We start from the raw sequence: 17,544 nt of genomic DNA on the forward strand, positions 1-17,544 counted from the left end.
GGTCAGCTCGATGCCTTGTAGATCGCGTTGATGGCGCCGTTCTCGCCGAACAGGTCACTGTCCACCGCAGCCCAGCCACCGAGGTCGTCGATGGTGTACAGCTTCTGCGGCGTCGGGAACTTGTCGGTGTAGTCGGCGGCGACCGCGGGGTCGACGGGACGGAAACCGCTGTCGGCCCAGATCTTCTGGCCGTCCGCGGTGTAGAGGTAGTCGTTCAACGCGTTGGCCTGCTCGAGATTCGCACTGGAGTTGACGACCGCGACGGGGTTGTCGATGCGGAAGGTCTGGTCCGGAACGATGTGTTCCACCGGTTGGCCCTGCCCCTCGAGCAACAGTGCCTCGTTCTCGTAGCTGAGCAGGACGTCGCCCTGGCCCTGGAGGAACGCCTCGGACGCGGAGCGGCCGGAGTCGGGCTGCACCGGGAAGTGCTTCACCAGTTCGGTGACGTAGTCCAGGCCGGCCTGGCGATCCTGGCCGCCGTTGCTCACGGAGGCGTAGGGCGCCAACAAGTTCCACTTCGCCGAGCCGGAGCTGAGCGGGCTGGGGCTGATGACCTGCACGTCGGGGCGGATCAGGTCCTCCCACGTGCGAATGTTCTTCGGGTTGCCCGGTCGCGTCACGATGGACACCACCGAACCGAACGGCACGCCACCGTAGGCGTTCTGGTTCCAGGCCTCGTCGACCTTGCCGGCCTTCACCAGTCGGGTGACGTCGGGCTCGACCGAGAAGTTGACGATGTCGGCCGGTGCGCCGTCGGCGACCTTGCGCGACTGGTTGCCCGAGGCGCCATAGTCGGCGTTGATGGTGACGTTGTCACCGTTCTCGGTGGAGGCGAACGCGGCGCCGATGGCATCCCACCCGTTCTTGGGCACGGCGTACCCGACGAGGGTGAGCGACGGACCGGACGTGGACGCGGCGGTCTCCCCGACGGTGTCGGAGGACCCGGTGGAGCACGCGGTCAGGGTGAGGGCGGCCGCGACGGCGGCGGCGGACAGCAGGCGGACACGACGTGATGGGAACACGGTGGACCTCTCGAGGAGTGCGGCACACGCGAGCGCGCGGCGGCACGGACATGAACAGCGGTGATGGACGGAACTGACGAGCGGAACGCGCCGGAATCGGTGAGGGCGCGCCGTGTGGGGTCAGCGACAGTCGACGTCAGCGACCGCGAGCATGCCGACAGCGATCAGCGCCAGTTCATGGCGGATCGGGTGCGGGGCTGCGTCGGACACAGCCGAGAATTTAGCAGAAAGTCGGAGAGAGCCTGCTACCGAGTCAACAGCCACGCGACGATCACCAGCACGATCAGCGCGATGAGGGCCAGGGTCACACGGGAGCGGGGCACGGTGTCACTTCTCTCGGGGGTCGGAGTTGCCGGTGGTCACGGCTGCGGGATCCCGGTCGGCGGGCGTCCGGCGGAAGTAGCGCCGCCTGGCATCGAAGAGCGCAGACAACACGATGTCGACGACGTACGCGGTGAGTGCCGCTGCCGGCACGACCACCAGCAGGACGACGGCGACCTGGGGCACGAACGGCAACCCGGCGATCCAGAGTTCGACTCCGTCCCACCACGTGGCCACTGCGTTCACACCTCACGACAGTAGTCCCTCGCTCTCCGCGGTGGACTGGGGCGCCGGACGGCTTCATGATGGGCGGATGAGCCCGTTCGACGAACAGTCCGTGGTCCCCCGCGTCGCCAGCGCGGGGGAAGCCGTCTTCGGCCCCGGCGCGGCCGAGCCGGCCGAGGAGGGCGGCGCGCTCGACACCGTTCCCGGCACGGCCCAGACCTGGCTGCCGCATCGCACGACGTTTCCGCCGATCGACGACTACGCCTTCCTGTCGGACTGCGAGACCACGTGTCTGATCGCTCGCAACGGTGCGGTGGAGTGGATGTGCATTCCGCGACCGGACTCCCCCAGCATCTTCGGAGCGGTGCTCGATCGCGGTGCCGGGCAGTTCCGCATCGGCCCATACGGTCAGAACGTGCCCGCGGCGCGGCGCTATCTCCCGGGCGGTCTGATCGTCGAGACCACGTGGCAGACCGAGACCGGATGGTTGGTGGTCCGCGACGCTCTGGTGATGGGCAAGTGGCACAACACGGACGAGCGCTCCCGCACGCACCGCCGGGCCCCGTCCGACTGGGACGCCGAGCACTGCCTCATCCGCAGCGTGAAGTGCGTCAGTGGAACGGTCGAGCTCGAGATGAGTTGTGAGCCCGCGTTCGACTACCACCGCAAGCCTGCCGTGTGGGAGTACACCGGCAACGTCTACGAGGAGGCGACGGCCACCGCCACGGCGGGCGACGGCACCGAACCCACCCTCAAGTTGACCACCAATCTGCGCATCGGCCTCGAGGGGCGAGAGGCCCGCGCCCGGACTCGGATGACGGAGGGCGACAACGTCTTCGTCGCGCTGTCGTGGTCGACGCTCGATCCTCCCCGCACCTTCGAGGAGTCAGCCGAAAAGATGTGGCAGACGGCGGAGTGCTGGCGCCAGTGGATCACCATCGGCCGCTTTCCGGACCATCCGTGGCGCGGGTTCCTGCAGCGCAGCGCGCTCACCCTCAAGGGTCTCACGTACGCACCGACCGGCGCGCTGCTCGCCGCGAGCACCACGTCGTTGCCGGAGACGCCGGGCGGAGAGCGGAACTGGGACTACCGGTACGCCTGGGTACGCGACTCCACCTTCGCCCTGTGGGGTCTGTACACGCTCGGCCTCGATCGCGAGGCCAACGACTTCTTCGCCTTCATCTCCGACGTGACGTCGGGCCCGGACGGCGAACCCGTTCCGCTGCAGGTGATGTACGGCATCGGCGGCGAACGCACGCTCGAGGAGGAGGAGCTCGGACACCTGTCCGGGTACGACGGAGCCGTCCCTGTGCGCATCGGTAACGGTGCCTACAACCAGGTGCAGCACGACATCTGGGGCACGATGCTCGATTCCGTCTACCTGCACGTGCGCTCGCGGGAGAATGTTCCGGAGTCGCTGTGGCCCTTGCTGAAGCGTCAGGTGGAGGAAGCGATCGAGCACTGGCGCGAGCCCGACCGGGGCATCTGGGAGGTACGTGGGGAACCGCAGCACTTCACGTCGTCCAAGGTGATGTGCTGGGTGGCGCTCGACCGCGGAGCGAAACTTGCTGTGCTGCACGGCGAGGAGGCGTACGCCGAGGAATGGTCGAGCATCGCCGACGAGATCAAGGCCGACGTTCTCGAGCACGGCGTCGACTCGCGCGGAGTCTTCACCCAGCGATACGGCGACGACTCACTCGACGCCTCGTTGCTGCTGGTGCCGCTCCTGCGGTTCCTGCCGTCGGACGACGAGCGCGTCCGGGCGACGGTGCTCGCCATCGCCGACGAGCTCACCGAGGACGGCCTGGTACTGCGCTACCGCGTCGACACCACGGACGACGGGCTCTCCGGCGAGGAGGGCACCTTCACCATCTGCTCGTTCTGGTTGGTGTCCGCACTGGTCGAGATCGGCGAACTGCACCGCGCGAAGCGACTGTGTGAACGGCTGCTCGGGTTCGCGAGCCCGCTGAAGCTCTACGCGGAGGAGATCGACGCGAAGACGGGTCGGCACCTGGGCAACTTCCCGCAGGCGTTCACCCACCTCGCGCTGATCAACGCCGTGGTGCACGTCATCCGGGCGGAGGAGGCAGCGCAGGCCGGGCAGTTCCAGCCCGCCCACGGCCATGCGCACTCGTGACGGTCAGTCGAGTCGGAGGGCGTTGACCCACAGGCGCGTCGCCGCGTGCACCAGCTGATCCGACGACCACGTCGGCGGCTCGCCGAGGGACGGCTCCACCACGAAATGGGTGAACGCCAGCCGGGAGATCATGCCCGACAACGCGAGTGATGCGACGACGGGATCCACGCCGCCGTCCGCCAGGCCTCGTCGCTGGAGACCCGCGATGCTGCGCGCGTTGCGACGGACGAACGCGTCGGCACGGTTGCGTCGGAGCCGCCGGAACCGGATGTCGATGGCCGCCACCTGTTCGAGCAGTTCCATCAGCTTCGCATTGCGTTCGTACGCCTCGAAGTACGCGCGCGTGCTCGCCTCGATGACGGCGACCGGATCACCGTCGTCCGGCACGTGTTCGGTACCGGGATGCATCATGTCGTCCTGCGACACCTCGAGCACCGCCGCGAAGATCTCTTCCTTGCTCGCGAAGTAGGTGTAGAACGTGCCGGACGAGCAGCGAGCCTCGGCGGTGATGTCCACCAGACGGGCGTCGAGGTACCCGGCACGCTCGAACACCACCCGCGCCGCCGCGACGAGCGCAGCGCGGGTCCGCACTCCGCGCGGGGTCGCCGGCGGGGTGCGGAGCAGGTCCGCGTCGGCCAGCGACGGCGGATCGTCGTCGCCGGCCGACCCGGTGCCGGCCGGCGGGGTCCTGGTCATGGGTGTCCCCGCGGGAGCGACCGCGGGCCTACTTCTTCTTGTCCGCGGACGCGTCGGTGGACAGAGCGGCGACGAACGCCTCCTGCGGCACGTCGACGCGACCGATGGTCTTCATCCGCTTCTTGCCGGCCTTCTGCTTCTCGAGCAGTTTGCGCTTACGGCTGATGTCGCCGCCGTAGCACTTCGCCAGGACGTCCTTGCGGATCGCTCGGATGTTCTCGCGCGCGATGATCTTGGATCCGATCGCCGCCTGGATCGGGATCTCGTACTGCTGGCGCGGGATCAGGTCCTTGAGTCGGGTGGTCATCTTGTTGCCGTAGGCACCCGCCGCGTCGGCGTGCACGATGGCCGAGAACGCGTCGACGGCCTCGCCCTGCAGCAGAATGTCCACCTTCACCAGGTTGGCCGACTCCTCGCCGATCTCCTCGTAGTCGAGGCTCGCGTAGCCGCGGGTGCGCGACTTGAGGATGTCGAAGAAGTCGAAGATGATCTCGGCCATCGGGATGGTGTAGCGCAGCTCGACGCGGGTCTCCGACAGATAGTCCATACCGCCGAGTTCACCGCGGCGGCTCTGACACAGCTCCATGATGGACCCGATGAACTCGCTCGGCGAGATGATGGTGCACTTGACCATCGGCTCGAACACGGCGCGCGCCTTGCCTTCCGGCCAGTACGACGGGTTGGTGACGATGTGCTCGGCGCCGTCGTTCATCTCCACCCGGTACACGACGTTGGGCGACGTCGAGATCAGGTCGAGCCCGAACTCGCGCTCGAGGCGCTCACGGGTGATCTCCATGTGCAGCAGACCGAGGAATCCGCAGCGGAACCCGAATCCGAGGGCGACGGACGTCTCCGGTTCGTAGGTGAGAGCGGCGTCGTTGAGCTGCAACTTCTCGAGGGCGTCGCGCAGATCGGGGTAATCGGACCCGTCCACCGGGTAGAGACCCGAGTAGACCATCGGCCGTGGCTCGCGATATCCGGTGAGCGCTTCGGTCGCGCCGTTGCGGGCGCTGGTGACGGTGTCTCCCACCTTCGACTGACGCACGTCCTTGACGCCGGTGATGAGATAGCCCACCTCACCGACTCCGAGCCCCTTCGTCGCCTTGGGGTCCGGCGAGACGATGCCCACCTCGACGAGCTCGTGCGTCGAACCGGTCGACATCATGGTGACCTTCTCGCGCGGCAGGATCTTGCCGTCCACCACACGCACGTACGTCACCACGCCGCGGTACGCGTCGTAGACGGAGTCGAAGATCATGGCTCGTGCGGGGCCGTCGGCGTCGCCGACGGGCGCGGGCACCAGACGGACCACCTCGTCGAGCAATGCCTCGACACCCATGCCGGTCTTGCCCGAGACGCGCAGCACGTCGTCCGCCTCGCATCCGACGATGTGGGCGATCTCCGCGGCGTAGCGGTCGGGGTCGGCCGCGGGCAGGTCGATCTTGTTGAGCACCGGAATGATCGTCAGATCCTTCTCGAGTGCCAGGTAGAGGTTCGCGAGCGTCTGCGCCTCGATGCCCTGTGCGGCGTCGACGAGGAGCACGGCACCCTCGCACGCCTCGAGAGCACGCGACACCTCGTAGGTGAAGTCGACGTGCCCGGGGGTGTCGATCAGGTGCAGGACGTGCTCGGTGTCCCCCACCTTCCACGGCAGGCGGACGTTCTGCGCCTTGATGGTGATGCCGCGCTCGCGCTCGATGTCCATGCGATCGAGGTACTGCGCACGCATCGACCGGTCGTCGATGACACCGGTGAGCTGCAGCATGCGGTCGGCCAGCGTCGACTTGCCATGGTCGATGTGGGCGATGATGCAGAAGTTACGGATCCTGGTGGGATCCGTGAACGTCGTGTCCGCAAAATTGGTGATGGGGTACTCCTGACGAGACGGCCGTGGTGACATACAGAATATCTGCACGTCACCACGGCCGGGGTCCCGGGCAGGCCGGAGGGGTCAGGCGGGGGCCGTGGTGGTGGCCGCTCCGTCCCCCGCGAGGGTGCTCTCGAGTGCCGGTACGAGCGAGTCGAGCAGGTACGGCAGGCTCAGCGGCGAGGTGAAGTAGATGGCGCCGGCCGTGATCGCGTCGGTGAAGACGAGCCTGTTCTCCCGCACCTCCTGCAACGACGAGTACACCGGGTCGGCCTCCAGGGTCGCGCGGTCCTCCGGCGACTCGGTGGCCCAGAGCAGTACGTCGGCGGCGTCGAGCACGGAGAGGTTCTCCAACGGGATGTACGCCTGGGCGTCCTCCTCCTTGACGAACGCGTCGAGCTCGGACGGGATCGCGAACCCGAGCGAGGTGAGGAAATCGGTGCTCAGACCGTCCTGATAGGCGATGGCGTTGCCGTCGTAGATCGCGTTCTGCAGGAGGACGGCCTTCTTCCCGGCGAACTCGGGATGGGCCTCGGCCGCCTCTCGGTACCGGGTACGGACGTTCTCGACGAGCGCCTCCGCCTCGTCGGGCTTACCGAGCGCGGCCCCGATGGTGCGTGTCTGCTGATCCCACGGCTCGAAGTAGGGGGAATCGACATCGCTGTGGGCGATGGTCGGGGCGATGGCGCTCAACCGGGTGTAGTCGTCCTGCGTCATGCCGGCATTGGTGCCGATGATCAGGTCGGGTTCGAGGGCGGTGACCTTCTCGAACTGGATGCCGTCGTCCTGGGTGAGCACCTCGGGCCGGGCGTCACCCAACAGATCGTGAGCCCAGGGCCACGTCGCGTCCGGCTGCTCTCCGTACCACTCGGTGACACCGACGGGAACGACGCCGAGAGCCAGCAGGGTGTCCTGCTCGGTCAGTCCGACCGAGACGACGCGCTGCGGATTGGCCGGCACGACGGTCTCGCCGTAGGCGTGCGTCACGGTCACCGACCCCTCGGTCGATCCGCTCTCGGTGTCCGACGAGCACGCCGACACCAACGCCAGGACACTCAGTCCGACGGCCACCACCGTGCGGCGACCCACACGTCCGACACTTCCACGCCTCACGACAACCCTCTTCCGCATCGGGAATCTCCCGAAATCGGACTTAGGGTAGCCGAACCTCACTCATGGGTGGTGAGCTACATCGTCGGGTCTCGGTAGCCTGGTCGGCATGGCAACTCTGGCGTCGATCGGCAAGAAACTGGGACGACTCGCAGTGGCGGAGGGCCCGCGCCTGTTCCGGCAACTGCAGCGGTCCGGCGCCCTCGACAAGGTGACGCAGTCGTTGGGTTCACGCATCGGCGCATCCGGTGCCGGCGGCACCTCACCCACCGGAGCACCGTCTGGACGGCCCGTGACGTCGACCTCGGCTCCCACCGCCACGCGCGCACGGCGCATCGAGTACTCCCCCGCGCTCGACGGCGCCGCGGATCCGGGCGAGGTCGTGTGGACGTGGGTGGCCTTCGAGGAGGATCCGTCGCAGGGCAAGGATCGACCGGTGCTCGTGGTCGGCCGCGACGGTTCCACTCTGCTCGGCCTCATGCTCTCGAGTCAGAGCAAGCACGACGGCGACCGCGACTGGCTCGGACTCGGCGGCGGGCCGTGGGACGCGCAGGGACGCCCGAGCTGGGTCCGTCTCGACCGCGTGCTCGACGTTCCGGAGGGCGGGATCCGACGAGAGGGAGCCGTCCTCCCCCGTGACCGTTTCGACCTGGTCGCACAGCGCCTGCGATCCGACTTCTCCTGGCACTGAACTCGGATCACAGTCGATCGACGGCGTTCTTCGCCTCGAGCAGCGACAACCCGGTTCGCTCGCGGAGGAGCTTGATCGCGGCGATCGCCTGTCCCTCGTTCTTCAGTGCCGTGAGTCGTGGAACGAGGTCCTCCCACTGCGCCGGCCCCGGCTCGAGGGACTCACCGCGTTCGAGGGACTCACCGCGTTCGAGGGACTCGACCGCCACCTTTGCATCGCGCAGTCCGGCGCCCGTCCGCTCCCGATAGACCTTGATCGCCTGGATCTTCTTGTCGGCGACCAAGAGTCGATGAATCTCGGCGCGAGCACCGTCGTCCAGGCCGACCGTCCCGACCTCGCCGGAGGTCGTGGACGTGCCGGATGCGGCGCGTCCGAGATATCGGAACGCCAGGACGGCGACGACGAGAACGATCAGGGCGACGAGGAACCATCCGGTGGCCGACATGGTCCCCAGTGAATCACTTCCGTCCGGACGCCGCGAGGGTCGTCAGTTCCGGCCGGCCCTGGCGCACATCCATGCCGCGGTGCTACCGTGACCGTGCGGATGTGATTCTCCGCCCTCCCCTCTCCCCCCTTCTCACGGGCGCCACATCCTGCATCACATTCCTTCGAACCATCCGCACTGGTAGTGCGTTCACTGTGACCCTCACGCATCCCCCGGACTCCCTCGACATCGTCAGCGGAGCCCTGTCCCATCTCTCCCATCGCGCCCGGGCACTCGACACCGGACCGCTCGAAGAGCCTGCGCTGCACATCTTCTCGCACCTGGCGGTGCCTCCGGATGCGGTGATCTCGCATCGCCGCTCACTCCCCGCCTATCAGGCCGCGACCCTCGTCCTCGCCGTCGAGGCCTATGCCGATGATCGTCCGGAAGAATCGACATCATCTGCGGCACAACGATGGTCGTCGGTTCGTGGCCACGAGAGATTCCACGACGACCTCGTCGCCATGCTGAGTTCCTGCCGTCGCGGTGGCAGTTGTCGCGGCGCACCCGTCGAGTACCGGTCGGTGGACACCGGTCCCGAGTCGACGATGTCGGTTCCGGCGTTCGGGTTACTCGACACCTGCTCGCCCGGCGGAATCCCCGTGGCGGTCGCGATCCACATCCCGGACCCGGCGCATCAGGGTCCGCTGCAGATCGAGGTGATCTGCAGGGATCGGGACGCCGGCGCGAGCACGCTGGACAGCATCGTCTCGCTCATGGACGAACACGACGTCATGCGCGGCCAGGTCCTGACCCTGGGGAGCAGCGGCGGACGGGGCAACGGGCTCGTGAGGTTCATGACGAGGCCCACCGTCGCAGGCGAGGACTTGATCCTTCCCGACGGCACCCTCGAGGCGATGACCCGCCACCTCGTCACCGTCGGATCCTCCGCAGCACGACTACGTGAAGCGGGCCAACACGTGGGTCGCGGCATACTCCTGTACGGCCCACCCGGAACCGGCAAGACCCACACGGTCCGCCACCTGCTCGGACTCGTGCCGGACAGCACGGTCATCGTGCTCACCGGGTCCGCGATGCGCCACATCGCCGAGGCCACCACCCTTGCACGCCGCCTGAGCCCGTCGGTCGTGGTGGTCGAGGACGTCGATCTCATCGCTCGGGAGCGCGAGGAAACGGGTGTGAACTCGCTCCTGTTCGCCTTGCTCGATGCGATGGACGGCATGGACGGCGACGCGGACGTGACGTTCGTGCTCACCACGAACAGGCCAGATTCCATCGAGCGAGCGGTTCGAGACAGACCCGGACGTATCGATCTCGCTGTCGAGATCCCGCTGCCCGATGCCCGCGGCCGCGCCCGGTTGGCGGAGCGCTACCTGTCGGCAGTGGACGTGGCAGCCGACCTCACACCGCTGGTGGAGGCGACCGAGGGCGGAACAGCCTCGTACGTGCGGGAACTCGTGCGCCGCATCGTGGTCGCCGCGATCGAGCGCGACGACCACGATGTCGACGGACGCAGAACGATGATCACCGACAGTGACATCGCCGCGGTTCTGGCCGCCTCTGTGGACGAACGTCAGAGACTGACCCGCTCACTGCTGGGCGGTTCGAGCGTCACGCCAGGCGGGTGATCTCCACGACCACGTCGAGTTCGGTGGACCCGCCACCGGAGAAGATTCCCTTGAGTGGTGGCACGTCGGCGTAGTCGCGCCCGATTCCCACCGAGACGTGCTGTTCGTTCACCGGCACACCGTTGGTCGGGTCGTAGCCCCACCACGATCCGGTCCACGCCTCGATCCACGCGTGTGACTGACCCTCGACCGAGTCACCCACCACCGCTTCGGCATTCGGGTGCAGGTAGCCCGAGACGTAGCGGGCAGGAATGCCGATACTGCGGAGCAACACCAGCGTGAGGTGTGCGTAGTCCTGGCAAACGCCCTTTTTCTCGGCCCACGCCTCCACCGCAGACGTGTGCACCCCGGTGGTGCCGGGAACGTAGGACATCTCCTGGTTCACCCAGTCGCAGACGGCCACCACGGCGTCGTACGGCCCCAGATCCTTCGCCAACTTCTTCGCGACGGACGTCAGCTGACGGTTCCGAGGGACGTAGGTGCTGTGGCCGAGCAACTCGTTGAACCTGTCCACCACGGGGTCGGCGGCCAGATCCTCCCAGCCGAGGGTCTCCTCCGGCGGGACGAACGCGTCCGTCTCGACGACGGAGGACCCGGCCACCTCGAGGGACGTGTGCGGAGCGTGCAGGTCGAACGCCGTGACCGCGGTGCCCCAGTAGTCGGTGTACCGGTACGACCTCGTCGCCGGATCGGTCTCGACGCGATTGAGAATGACGTTCTGCCGGGTGTCGCTCCGCGGCGTCAGTCGGGCCTCGTTGTACGAGGACGTGACCGGTGCGTCGTAGTTGTACCCCGTGGTGTGCACGACGCGCATCCGCCAGCTCACAGTTCACCCTCCAATTGTGCTTCGTCCGTTCGGCTTCCGGCGTCCGTCCAGGCGACCCAGGGCGCTGCGTGGAAGTACTGTTTGGATATTGCCTCACCCACCTCGCGGCAGATCTCCTGCAACGACATCAGGCGATCCTGCAGATCCTCCAGCAGAACACCCGGCTGCAGGAACTCGAGTTCACTGCGTGCGCGACCGAGAAGGCGCTGCGCCTCGGCGCGAGATCCGACGCGCATGTCGGGGTGATGGTCGAGGCTGTCGAGCGAGTGCTCGGCCTCGCTCAGCGCGTAGAACACCGAGCGCGGGAACAGCCGGTCGAGCAGCATGAACTCCAGAACGCGCTGGGCGTCGAGAGCACCGCGGTAGGTGCGCAGATAGGTGTCGTGCGCACCGGCCGACCGCAGCACTGTGACCCACGCCGGTGACGACGGGCGGTCGCCGGCACGGGCGAGCAGCAGGCGGACGGTCATGTCGATGCGTTCCACGGAGCGACCGAGCAGCAGGAACCGGTAGCCGTCGTCGCGGCTGAGCGTCGAGTCGGCGAGGCCGGCGAACATCGCGGCGCGCTCCTCGATGAACCCGAGAAACTCATGGGGGCCCAGGCGCTTCGACGCTCGAATGCGTTCGCCCAGTGCGTTGTAGGTCGTGTTGAGGCATTCCCACATCTCGCTCGAGGTGACTTCGCGTGCGCCGCGGGCGTTCTCGCGGGCACTGGACAACGAGTCGACGATGGAGCCGTTGCCCTCGCGGGAGAAGGCGACGAGTTCCGTCAACGACCACACGTCCAGGCGCTCGTCGGGAAGCTCGAATCCCAACACCCGCAGCAACACTCGGGATGTGTGGTCGGGGTCGACGGTCGCGTCCTCGAGCAGCTGGTGCAGCGTGACGTCGAGGATGCGCGCGGTGTCGTCGGCGCGTTCGACGTAGCGGCCGATCCAGTACAGCGATTCGGCGTTACGAGCCAACATCAGCGGGCACCGTCCTTCGGGGAGTGGGTCAGTTGTTGCTGCTGCTGTTGGATCTGCTGGCTGTTGAGCTCGGGACCTTGCTCTGCGGTCGGTGACGACGGGGGTTCGGACACGATCTCCGCTCCACCGAGCTCACGCTCGTCCTCCTTGGTGGCGCGGCCGGCCAGCACCCAGGTGTCCTTGCTGCCGCCGCCCTGGCTCGAGTTGACCACCAACGATCCTTCGGGGAGCGCCACTCGGGTCAGACCTCCGGGCAACACCCACACGTCGTCGCCGTCGTTCACGGCGAACGGTCGCAGATCGACGTGCCGCGGCGCGAGCTGGTCACCGATCTTGGTGGGCACGGTCGACAGCTGCACCACGGGCTGCGCGATCCACCCGCGCGGATCGGCCCGGATCTTCTTGCTGATCGTGGCCAGTTCCTTCGGCGTCGCGTCCGGACCGAACACGATGCCGTAGCCGCCGGAGCCCTCGACGGGCTTGATCACCAGTTCGTCGACACGGTCGAGCACCTCCTCGCACTCGTCCGGCAGCCAGCACCGGAACGTGTCGACGTTGGCGAGCAGCGGCTTCTCGCCGAGGTAGTACTCGATGATGGTCGGCACGTACGTGTAGGTGAGCTTGTCGTCCCCGACACCGTTGCCGATGGCGCTCGAGATGACGACGTTGCCCGCGCGTGCGGCGTTGACCAGCCCGGCCACACCGAGAACGGAGTCGGGTCGGAACTGCATGGGGTCGAGGTAGTCGTCGTCGATGCGGCGGTAGATCACGTCGACCTGGCGCTCGCCCTCGGTGGTGCGCATGTAGACGACGTTGTCGCGACAGAAGAGGTCGCGGCCCTCCACCAGCTCGACGCCCATCAGGCGAGCGAGGAGGGAGTGCTCGAAGTACGCGGAGTTCGCGACGCCGGGTGTGAGGACGACGACGGTGGGGTCCGCCTCGTTGATCGCGGCGGCAGCACGCAGGGCGCGCAACAGGTGCGTGGCGTAGTCGCCGACCGCACGCACCCGGTGGCTGGCGAACAGGTCGGGGAACACGCGCGCCATGGTGCGGCGGTTCTCCATCACGTACGAGACCCCCGACGGCGAGCGCAGGTTGTCCTCCAGCACGCGGAAGGTGCCCTCGGCGTCACGGATCAGGTCGATGCCGGCGACATGGATGCGCACACCGTTGGGCGGGACGATGCCGAACGCCTCACGGTGGAAGTGTTCGCACGACGTCACCAGAGACTTCGGGACCACGCCGTCGCGCAGGATCTCCTGTTCCCCGTAGATGTCCGCCAGGAAGAACTCGAGTGCCTTGACCCGCTGCTTGATGCCGCGCTCGAGCTTGTTCCACTCGGACGCCGCGATGACTCTGGGCACCTGGTCGAGAGGGAACGGACGTTCCTGCCCCTCGAGTGCGAACGTGATGCCCTGGTCGACGAACGCGCGGCCCAGAGCGTCGGATCTCGCGTCGAGCTCGGCGGCGTCGGACGGTGCGAGCGCCTTGTGGATCCCCTTGTAGGGACCGCGGAGCCCGCCGTCGCCGTCGAACATCTCGTCGAAGGCGAGCCCGTACTTGCCGATATCGGCGTACCCGTCGAACACACTCGGTCCGGACGAGGACTGCGACTGCGAACGGCTCTTCTTCGCCTGTGGTGCAGCGCTTGATCGGGGACTCATGGTCGCCATGCTGCCTCACAGGTACTCCTGAGGCACGGTGGACACGTTAATTCCATGCAACCTCACGAGTCACGTGCACGCCGACTCCCTGCAGCGAGATCACCGAATTGGGTTACCGGACCGACGCTGGTAGTCTCGTACGTCGGACGTGGGCACGCTCGTGCGCACCCACCGTCACCAGCTTTCACAAGCACTGCACGTACGGCTCGAGAGTGTTCCCCGGAGTCAGCCGTCCCGGACCGAGAAGAGACGAAGGATAACTACGCGTGGCCAACATCAAGTCCCAGGTGAAGCGAATCGCTACCAACGAGCGTCAGCGCCTGCGCAACCAGTCGGTGAAGTCGTCGCTCCGCACCGTGATTCGCTCCTTCCGTGAGGCGACCGAAGCCGGCGACAAGGCCAAGGCCGAGGAGATCCTGCTGACCGCGAGCCGCAAGCTCGACAAGGCAGCCAGCAAGGGCGTCATCCACAAGAACCAGGCTGCCAACAAGAAGTCGGCACTGTCGCTGGCCTTCAACAAGCTCTGATCTCTCCCGAGCCCTCGCGGCTCCTCTCGAGAGTCCCTGTGCAGTTCTTCTCGAGAGTTCCTGTGCAGTAGCTTGTCAGCACTACGCCCCGGGCGAGCACGATGCCCGGGGCTTAGTCGTGCGTACGGGTGTCGCTGTCAGCGCGAGCTCAGTCCCGCCACCACGTTCACGGCACGTTCCACCGCGTAGTCCGCGTCGGCGGCCTGACCCTTGACGTCCGCATTGAGCGCGGCCACCACCTGCAGTGCCTCGGCAATGCGCTGCGGATCCCACATGCGGGCCTGCGCCTGCGCCTTCTTGATCTTCCACGGCGGCATCCCCAGTTCGGACGCCATCCGGAACGGATCACCGCGGCCTGCCGAACCGACCCGCGCCACCGTGTGCACGGCCTCGGCCAGTGCGTCCGCGAGCAGCACGTGCGGTGTCCCACCCAACATCGCCCACCGCAATGCCTCCAGCGCACCGGCGCGGTCACCCGACACGGCCTTGTCGGCGATGTCGAAGCCCGTGACCTCCGCACGGCCCGAGTAGTAGCGGCGGACGGCCGCGACGTCGACCTTCCCCGCCGTGTCCGACACCAGCTGCGAGCACGCGGCGGCCAGTTCGCGGAGATCAGACCCCACCGCATCGACGAGCGCGGCGATGGCGTCGGGAGCGACGCGTGTCTCCGAGTGGGACCGGAACTCGGCCCGCACGAAGTCGACGCGCTCCGACGCCTTGGACAGCTTCGCGCATTCGTGGACCACGGCGCCCGACTTCTGCAGCGCCCCCACCATGGCCTTGGCCCGACCTCCACCCGAGTGCAGAACGACCAGGACCACCCCGTCCACCGGAGTCGCCGCGGCGTCCAGCACCAGGGCCATCGCGTCCTTGCCGGCCTCGGCGGCCGCCTCGAAGACGACCACGCGATCCTCCGCGAACAGCGAGGGACTGAGCAGTTCCGCGAGCTCGGCGACCGTCGTGTCCCCCGCCCGCAGACGGTCGACCGGCACCTCGGCCCCGGCCCCCACCGTCGCTGCGCGCATCGCGGACACGATGGACGACACCGCACGCTCGACGAGAAGCTCCTCGTCGCCCAGGACGAGGTGCAGGGGCTCGGGACGGGTGCTGCTCGCTGTCGAACTCACCGGTCGATGGTGCCACGGTGCGCCGACAGCCACCGACGCCGGACCATCACCGCCGCGCCCGCCGCGGCGAGGACACATCCCCCGACGACGGCGGCACCCCGAGGCCCGGTCGGAGTGAGCACCGTCGCACCGGGAGCGTCCGCCGTGTACGCGGCCACGGCCAGTAACCACCGCAGCGGCACCCACGCCACCCCGGCGACGACGGCCCCGGCCTCCACGCTCACGACGGCCACCACTGCGGCCAGCGCTCCGATCACGGTGACCGGCCCCACGACGGGTGCGGCAAGCACGTTCGCCGCCACCGAGTAGACGGAGAACGTGCCGGCCATGGCGGCGATGAGCGGTGCGGTCACCAGGTGCGCCGCCAGCGCCACGGCCACGGCGTCGACCACCGGTCGTCGCCGACCGGGCGGCGCGTCGGCTCGGCTCACCATCGCCGTCAGCACCGGGGCGAGCAGCACGAGAGCCACCGTCGCGGTCACCGACAGCGCGAACCCCCACGACACCGCCAGCCCCGGATCGACGGCCAGCAGCACCAGCACCGCGGTGCACAGGGCCGGCATCACGTGGCGACGGCGGCCCGTCATCACCGCCAGCAGGCCCAGCACACCCATGACCGCCGCACGCAGGACGCTGGGTGACGGCCTGGCCACCACGACGAACGCCACGAGGACGACTCCGGCGAGCGCGGCGGTGGTCCGAGGGCCGGCCGAGAGCAACCGAGCGCCGAGGACGACACACCCGACGACGAACGTGAAGTTCGCACCCGACACAGCGGTCAGGTGGGACATACCGGCTGCCGTGAACGAGTCCTGCACGGAGACGACGAGTCCCGACCTGTCCCCCACCACCATCCCCGGGAGCAGCCCCGCCTCCTCTCGTGGCAGTGCGATCGCAGCGGCCTCCGCGAGAGCACGTCGCACCACGCCCGACCACCGGAGCAGGGCCGGCGCGCTCCCCACCTCGGGTGGCCCGGTGGCGCGTGCGACGGCATCCACCGCGCCCACACGATCGGGAGCCGCGAGCCGCGCCCGGAACGTCACCGACACACCCGGTTCCAGTGCCCGCCACGGATCCGGAGGCGCGAACACGGTGATCCGGGCCGACCCGTCGACGACGGTGCCACGCAGCGTCACTCGGCTCGCGCGTATCGGCACGAGCACCTGATCCGCGAACGAGCCCGTGATCGGACGCGGATCGTCCGTGACGACGCCCTCGACCGTGGCGTACGCACCGAGGAGCGCACCCTCGCGGATCGGACCCGTCGTCACCTCGTGCATCCGCAGGGACGACATCGCCGCGAACGCCGCGGTGACGCAGCAGGCCGCCACGACGACGAGCATCACCACCGATCCCCGGCCCTGCCGACGCCGGCACCACCAGCCGACGACCGCCACGAGCACGCACACCGCGGCCAGAGCCGCCGCGGGCCGCCACCCCGCGCCGACGGCCACCACGGTCGCAGCCCACGCCCCCACCGCACTCGGAACGAGCCGCAGATCCACGGCCGGTGCGTCGGTCACACCGTGACCAGAGGCGTGAGCTTCTCGAGCCGAGCGGGGCCGACACCGCTCACCTCGGACAGCTGGTCGACGGACGTGAACCCGCCGTTCTCGTTGCGCCACTGCACGATCGCGCTCGCCGTCACCGGCCCGACACCGGGCAGGGCGTCGAGCTCCGCCTCCGTCGCCTCGTTCAGCGACACCAGACCCGCGGCCTTCCCGCTGCCCCCCGACCGGCCTCCGGCCTTCCCGCCGGCATCGGACGACCCCTCACCGGCCACGGACACGGGTGCCGGAGCGAGCGGTACCAACCCCGTCGTCGACCCCACCACCACCTGGTCACCGTCCGACACCTTCGCCGCCCAGTTGAGCCCGAAGAGGTCCGCGTCGTCCCGGCGCCCACCCGCGGCCGCGACGACATCGGCGATGCGGGACTCGGCGGGAACGGTGACGAGTCCGGGGCGCACCACCGCGCCGAGCACGCTGACCACGACTCCCGCGGACTCCGGTGCCGACGTCGTCGGCGTCTCGGACTCCGTGACCAGAGGAGGAAGCGGCGGCACCGCGGTGACCTGCGGAGAATCTCGCATCACCACCGCCCCCACGGCGCCCACGAGAAGGACGGCGGTCACGGCGAGCGCACGGACGCCGCGGGATCCCGGATCGATCCGGAAGCGCGAGCCGACGAGACCCGCGCGGCGATGCACCGCGTCGGACCGGCCGCCGTCGGGGTCGGCCGGCTCGGGAGCAGCGATCTCGGGTGCCATGCCCGCGACGGTAGGCCGGGG

17 protein-coding genes are annotated in these 17,544 nt (G+C 68.3%); 4 read left to right on the forward strand and 13 right to left on the reverse strand.

Features of this window, described 5'->3' with window-relative positions; genetic code table 11:
* Positions 1-2: 2 nt before the first annotated feature.
* The 3 genes from JOE30_RS17865 to JOE30_RS17870 form a co-directional block, all read right to left on the reverse strand.
* Positions 3-1,022, reverse strand: coding sequence for a sulfate ABC transporter substrate-binding protein (locus JOE30_RS17865; protein WP_027505708.1), 1,020 nt, complete (start codon positions 1,020-1,022; stop codon positions 3-5).
* A gap of 120 nt (positions 1,023-1,142) precedes the next feature.
* The gene (locus JOE30_RS21835) at positions 1,143-1,232 is read right to left on the reverse strand and encodes an Ms4533A family Cys-rich leader peptide (protein ID WP_321163718.1); all 90 of its coding nucleotides are present in this window, start codon (positions 1,230-1,232) and stop codon (positions 1,143-1,145) included.
* Positions 1,233-1,349: 117 nt separating this feature from the next.
* On the reverse strand, positions 1,350-1,589 hold the full coding sequence (locus JOE30_RS17870; RefSeq protein ID WP_037185709.1) for a hypothetical protein: 240 nt from the start codon (positions 1,587-1,589) through the stop codon (positions 1,350-1,352).
* A 67-nt stretch (positions 1,590-1,656) separates the two neighbouring features.
* Here JOE30_RS17870 and JOE30_RS17875 point away from each other — a divergent pair, with 67 nt between their 5' ends.
* Complete coding sequence (locus tag JOE30_RS17875; RefSeq protein ID WP_204868312.1) at positions 1,657-3,705, forward strand: glycoside hydrolase family 15 protein; 2,049 nt, start codon at positions 1,657-1,659, stop codon at positions 3,703-3,705.
* A 3-nt stretch (positions 3,706-3,708) separates the two neighbouring features.
* Here the strand turns inward: JOE30_RS17875 and JOE30_RS17880 are convergent, their stop codons facing one another.
* The 3 genes from JOE30_RS17880 to JOE30_RS17890 are packed head-to-tail and all read right to left on the reverse strand — an operon-like array spanning position 3,709 to position 7,381.
* Positions 3,709-4,401, reverse strand: a complete 693-nt coding sequence (locus JOE30_RS17880) for a TetR/AcrR family transcriptional regulator (RefSeq protein WP_204868314.1) — start codon at positions 4,399-4,401, stop codon at positions 3,709-3,711.
* A 28-nt stretch (positions 4,402-4,429) separates the two neighbouring features.
* A complete protein-coding gene (gene lepA / locus JOE30_RS17885) occupies positions 4,430-6,301 on the reverse strand; it encodes a translation elongation factor 4 (RefSeq protein WP_204868316.1) in 1,872 nt (623 codons plus the stop codon).
* Positions 6,302-6,352: 51 nt separating this feature from the next.
* Complete coding sequence (locus JOE30_RS17890; protein ID WP_307806232.1) at positions 6,353-7,381, reverse strand: ABC transporter substrate-binding protein; 1,029 nt, start codon at positions 7,379-7,381, stop codon at positions 6,353-6,355.
* A 106-nt stretch (positions 7,382-7,487) separates the two neighbouring features.
* Between JOE30_RS17890 and JOE30_RS17895 the strand changes: the two genes are divergently transcribed.
* Positions 7,488-8,069 carry a type II toxin-antitoxin system PemK/MazF family toxin gene (locus tag JOE30_RS17895; RefSeq protein WP_204868321.1) on the forward strand — a complete coding sequence of 194 codons (582 nt, stop codon included), beginning with the start codon at positions 7,488-7,490 and terminating at the stop codon, positions 8,067-8,069.
* A gap of 7 nt (positions 8,070-8,076) precedes the next feature.
* On the opposite strand, the gene JOE30_RS17900 is transcribed toward JOE30_RS17895, so the two are convergent.
* Positions 8,077-8,514, reverse strand: coding sequence for a hypothetical protein (locus tag JOE30_RS17900; RefSeq protein WP_204868323.1), 438 nt, complete (start codon positions 8,512-8,514; stop codon positions 8,077-8,079).
* Between the two features lie 194 nt (positions 8,515-8,708).
* On the opposite strand from JOE30_RS17900, the gene JOE30_RS21720 reads away from it, so the two are divergent.
* Positions 8,709-10,142 carry an ATP-binding protein gene (locus JOE30_RS21720; protein ID WP_204868324.1) on the forward strand — a complete coding sequence of 478 codons (1,434 nt, stop codon included), beginning with the start codon at positions 8,709-8,711 and terminating at the stop codon, positions 10,140-10,142.
* Here JOE30_RS21720 and JOE30_RS17910 read toward each other — a convergent pair.
* The 3 genes from JOE30_RS17910 to JOE30_RS17920 are packed head-to-tail and all read right to left on the reverse strand — an operon-like array spanning position 10,126 to position 13,600.
* Positions 10,126-10,956, reverse strand: a complete 831-nt coding sequence (locus tag JOE30_RS17910) for a transglutaminase family protein (protein WP_204868325.1) — start codon at positions 10,954-10,956, stop codon at positions 10,126-10,128. The genes JOE30_RS21720 and JOE30_RS17910 overlap by 17 nt on opposite strands.
* 8 nt (positions 10,957-10,964) lie before the next feature.
* Complete coding sequence (locus JOE30_RS17915; RefSeq protein ID WP_204868326.1) at positions 10,965-11,936, reverse strand: alpha-E domain-containing protein; 972 nt, start codon at positions 11,934-11,936, stop codon at positions 10,965-10,967.
* Positions 11,936-13,600, reverse strand: coding sequence for a circularly permuted type 2 ATP-grasp protein (locus JOE30_RS17920; protein ID WP_371831684.1), 1,665 nt, complete (start codon positions 13,598-13,600; stop codon positions 11,936-11,938). The genes JOE30_RS17915 and JOE30_RS17920 overlap by 1 nt, the downstream gene beginning before the upstream one ends.
* 266 nt (positions 13,601-13,866) lie before the next feature.
* Here JOE30_RS17920 and rpsT point away from each other — a divergent pair, with 266 nt between their 5' ends.
* Positions 13,867-14,127 carry a 30S ribosomal protein S20 gene (rpsT, locus tag JOE30_RS17925; protein WP_027505700.1) on the forward strand — a complete coding sequence of 87 codons (261 nt, stop codon included), beginning with the start codon at positions 13,867-13,869 and terminating at the stop codon, positions 14,125-14,127.
* 137 nt (positions 14,128-14,264) lie between these two features.
* Here the strand turns inward: rpsT and holA are convergent, their stop codons facing one another.
* From holA to JOE30_RS17940, 3 genes are read right to left on the reverse strand one after another with little or no spacing between them, the layout of a single operon-like run.
* Positions 14,265-15,254 (reverse strand): DNA polymerase III subunit delta, encoded by a 990-nt coding sequence (holA, locus tag JOE30_RS17930; RefSeq protein WP_307806233.1) that lies wholly within the window; start codon positions 15,252-15,254, stop codon positions 14,265-14,267.
* Positions 15,251-16,777: a ComEC/Rec2 family competence protein gene (locus tag JOE30_RS21725; protein ID WP_204868328.1), complete on the reverse strand. Its 1,527-nt coding sequence runs from the start codon at positions 16,775-16,777 to the stop codon at positions 15,251-15,253. Before JOE30_RS21725 ends, holA begins: the two co-directional genes overlap by 4 nt.
* Positions 16,774-17,523, reverse strand: a complete 750-nt coding sequence (locus JOE30_RS17940) for a helix-hairpin-helix domain-containing protein (RefSeq protein WP_204868330.1) — start codon at positions 17,521-17,523, stop codon at positions 16,774-16,776. The genes JOE30_RS21725 and JOE30_RS17940 overlap by 4 nt, the downstream gene beginning before the upstream one ends.
* Between the last annotated feature and the right edge of the window lie 21 nt (positions 17,524-17,544).

The organism is Rhodococcus sp. PvP016, from assembly GCF_017832185.1.
Taxonomy (GTDB): Bacteria; Actinomycetota; Actinomycetes; order Mycobacteriales; family Mycobacteriaceae; genus Rhodococcoides.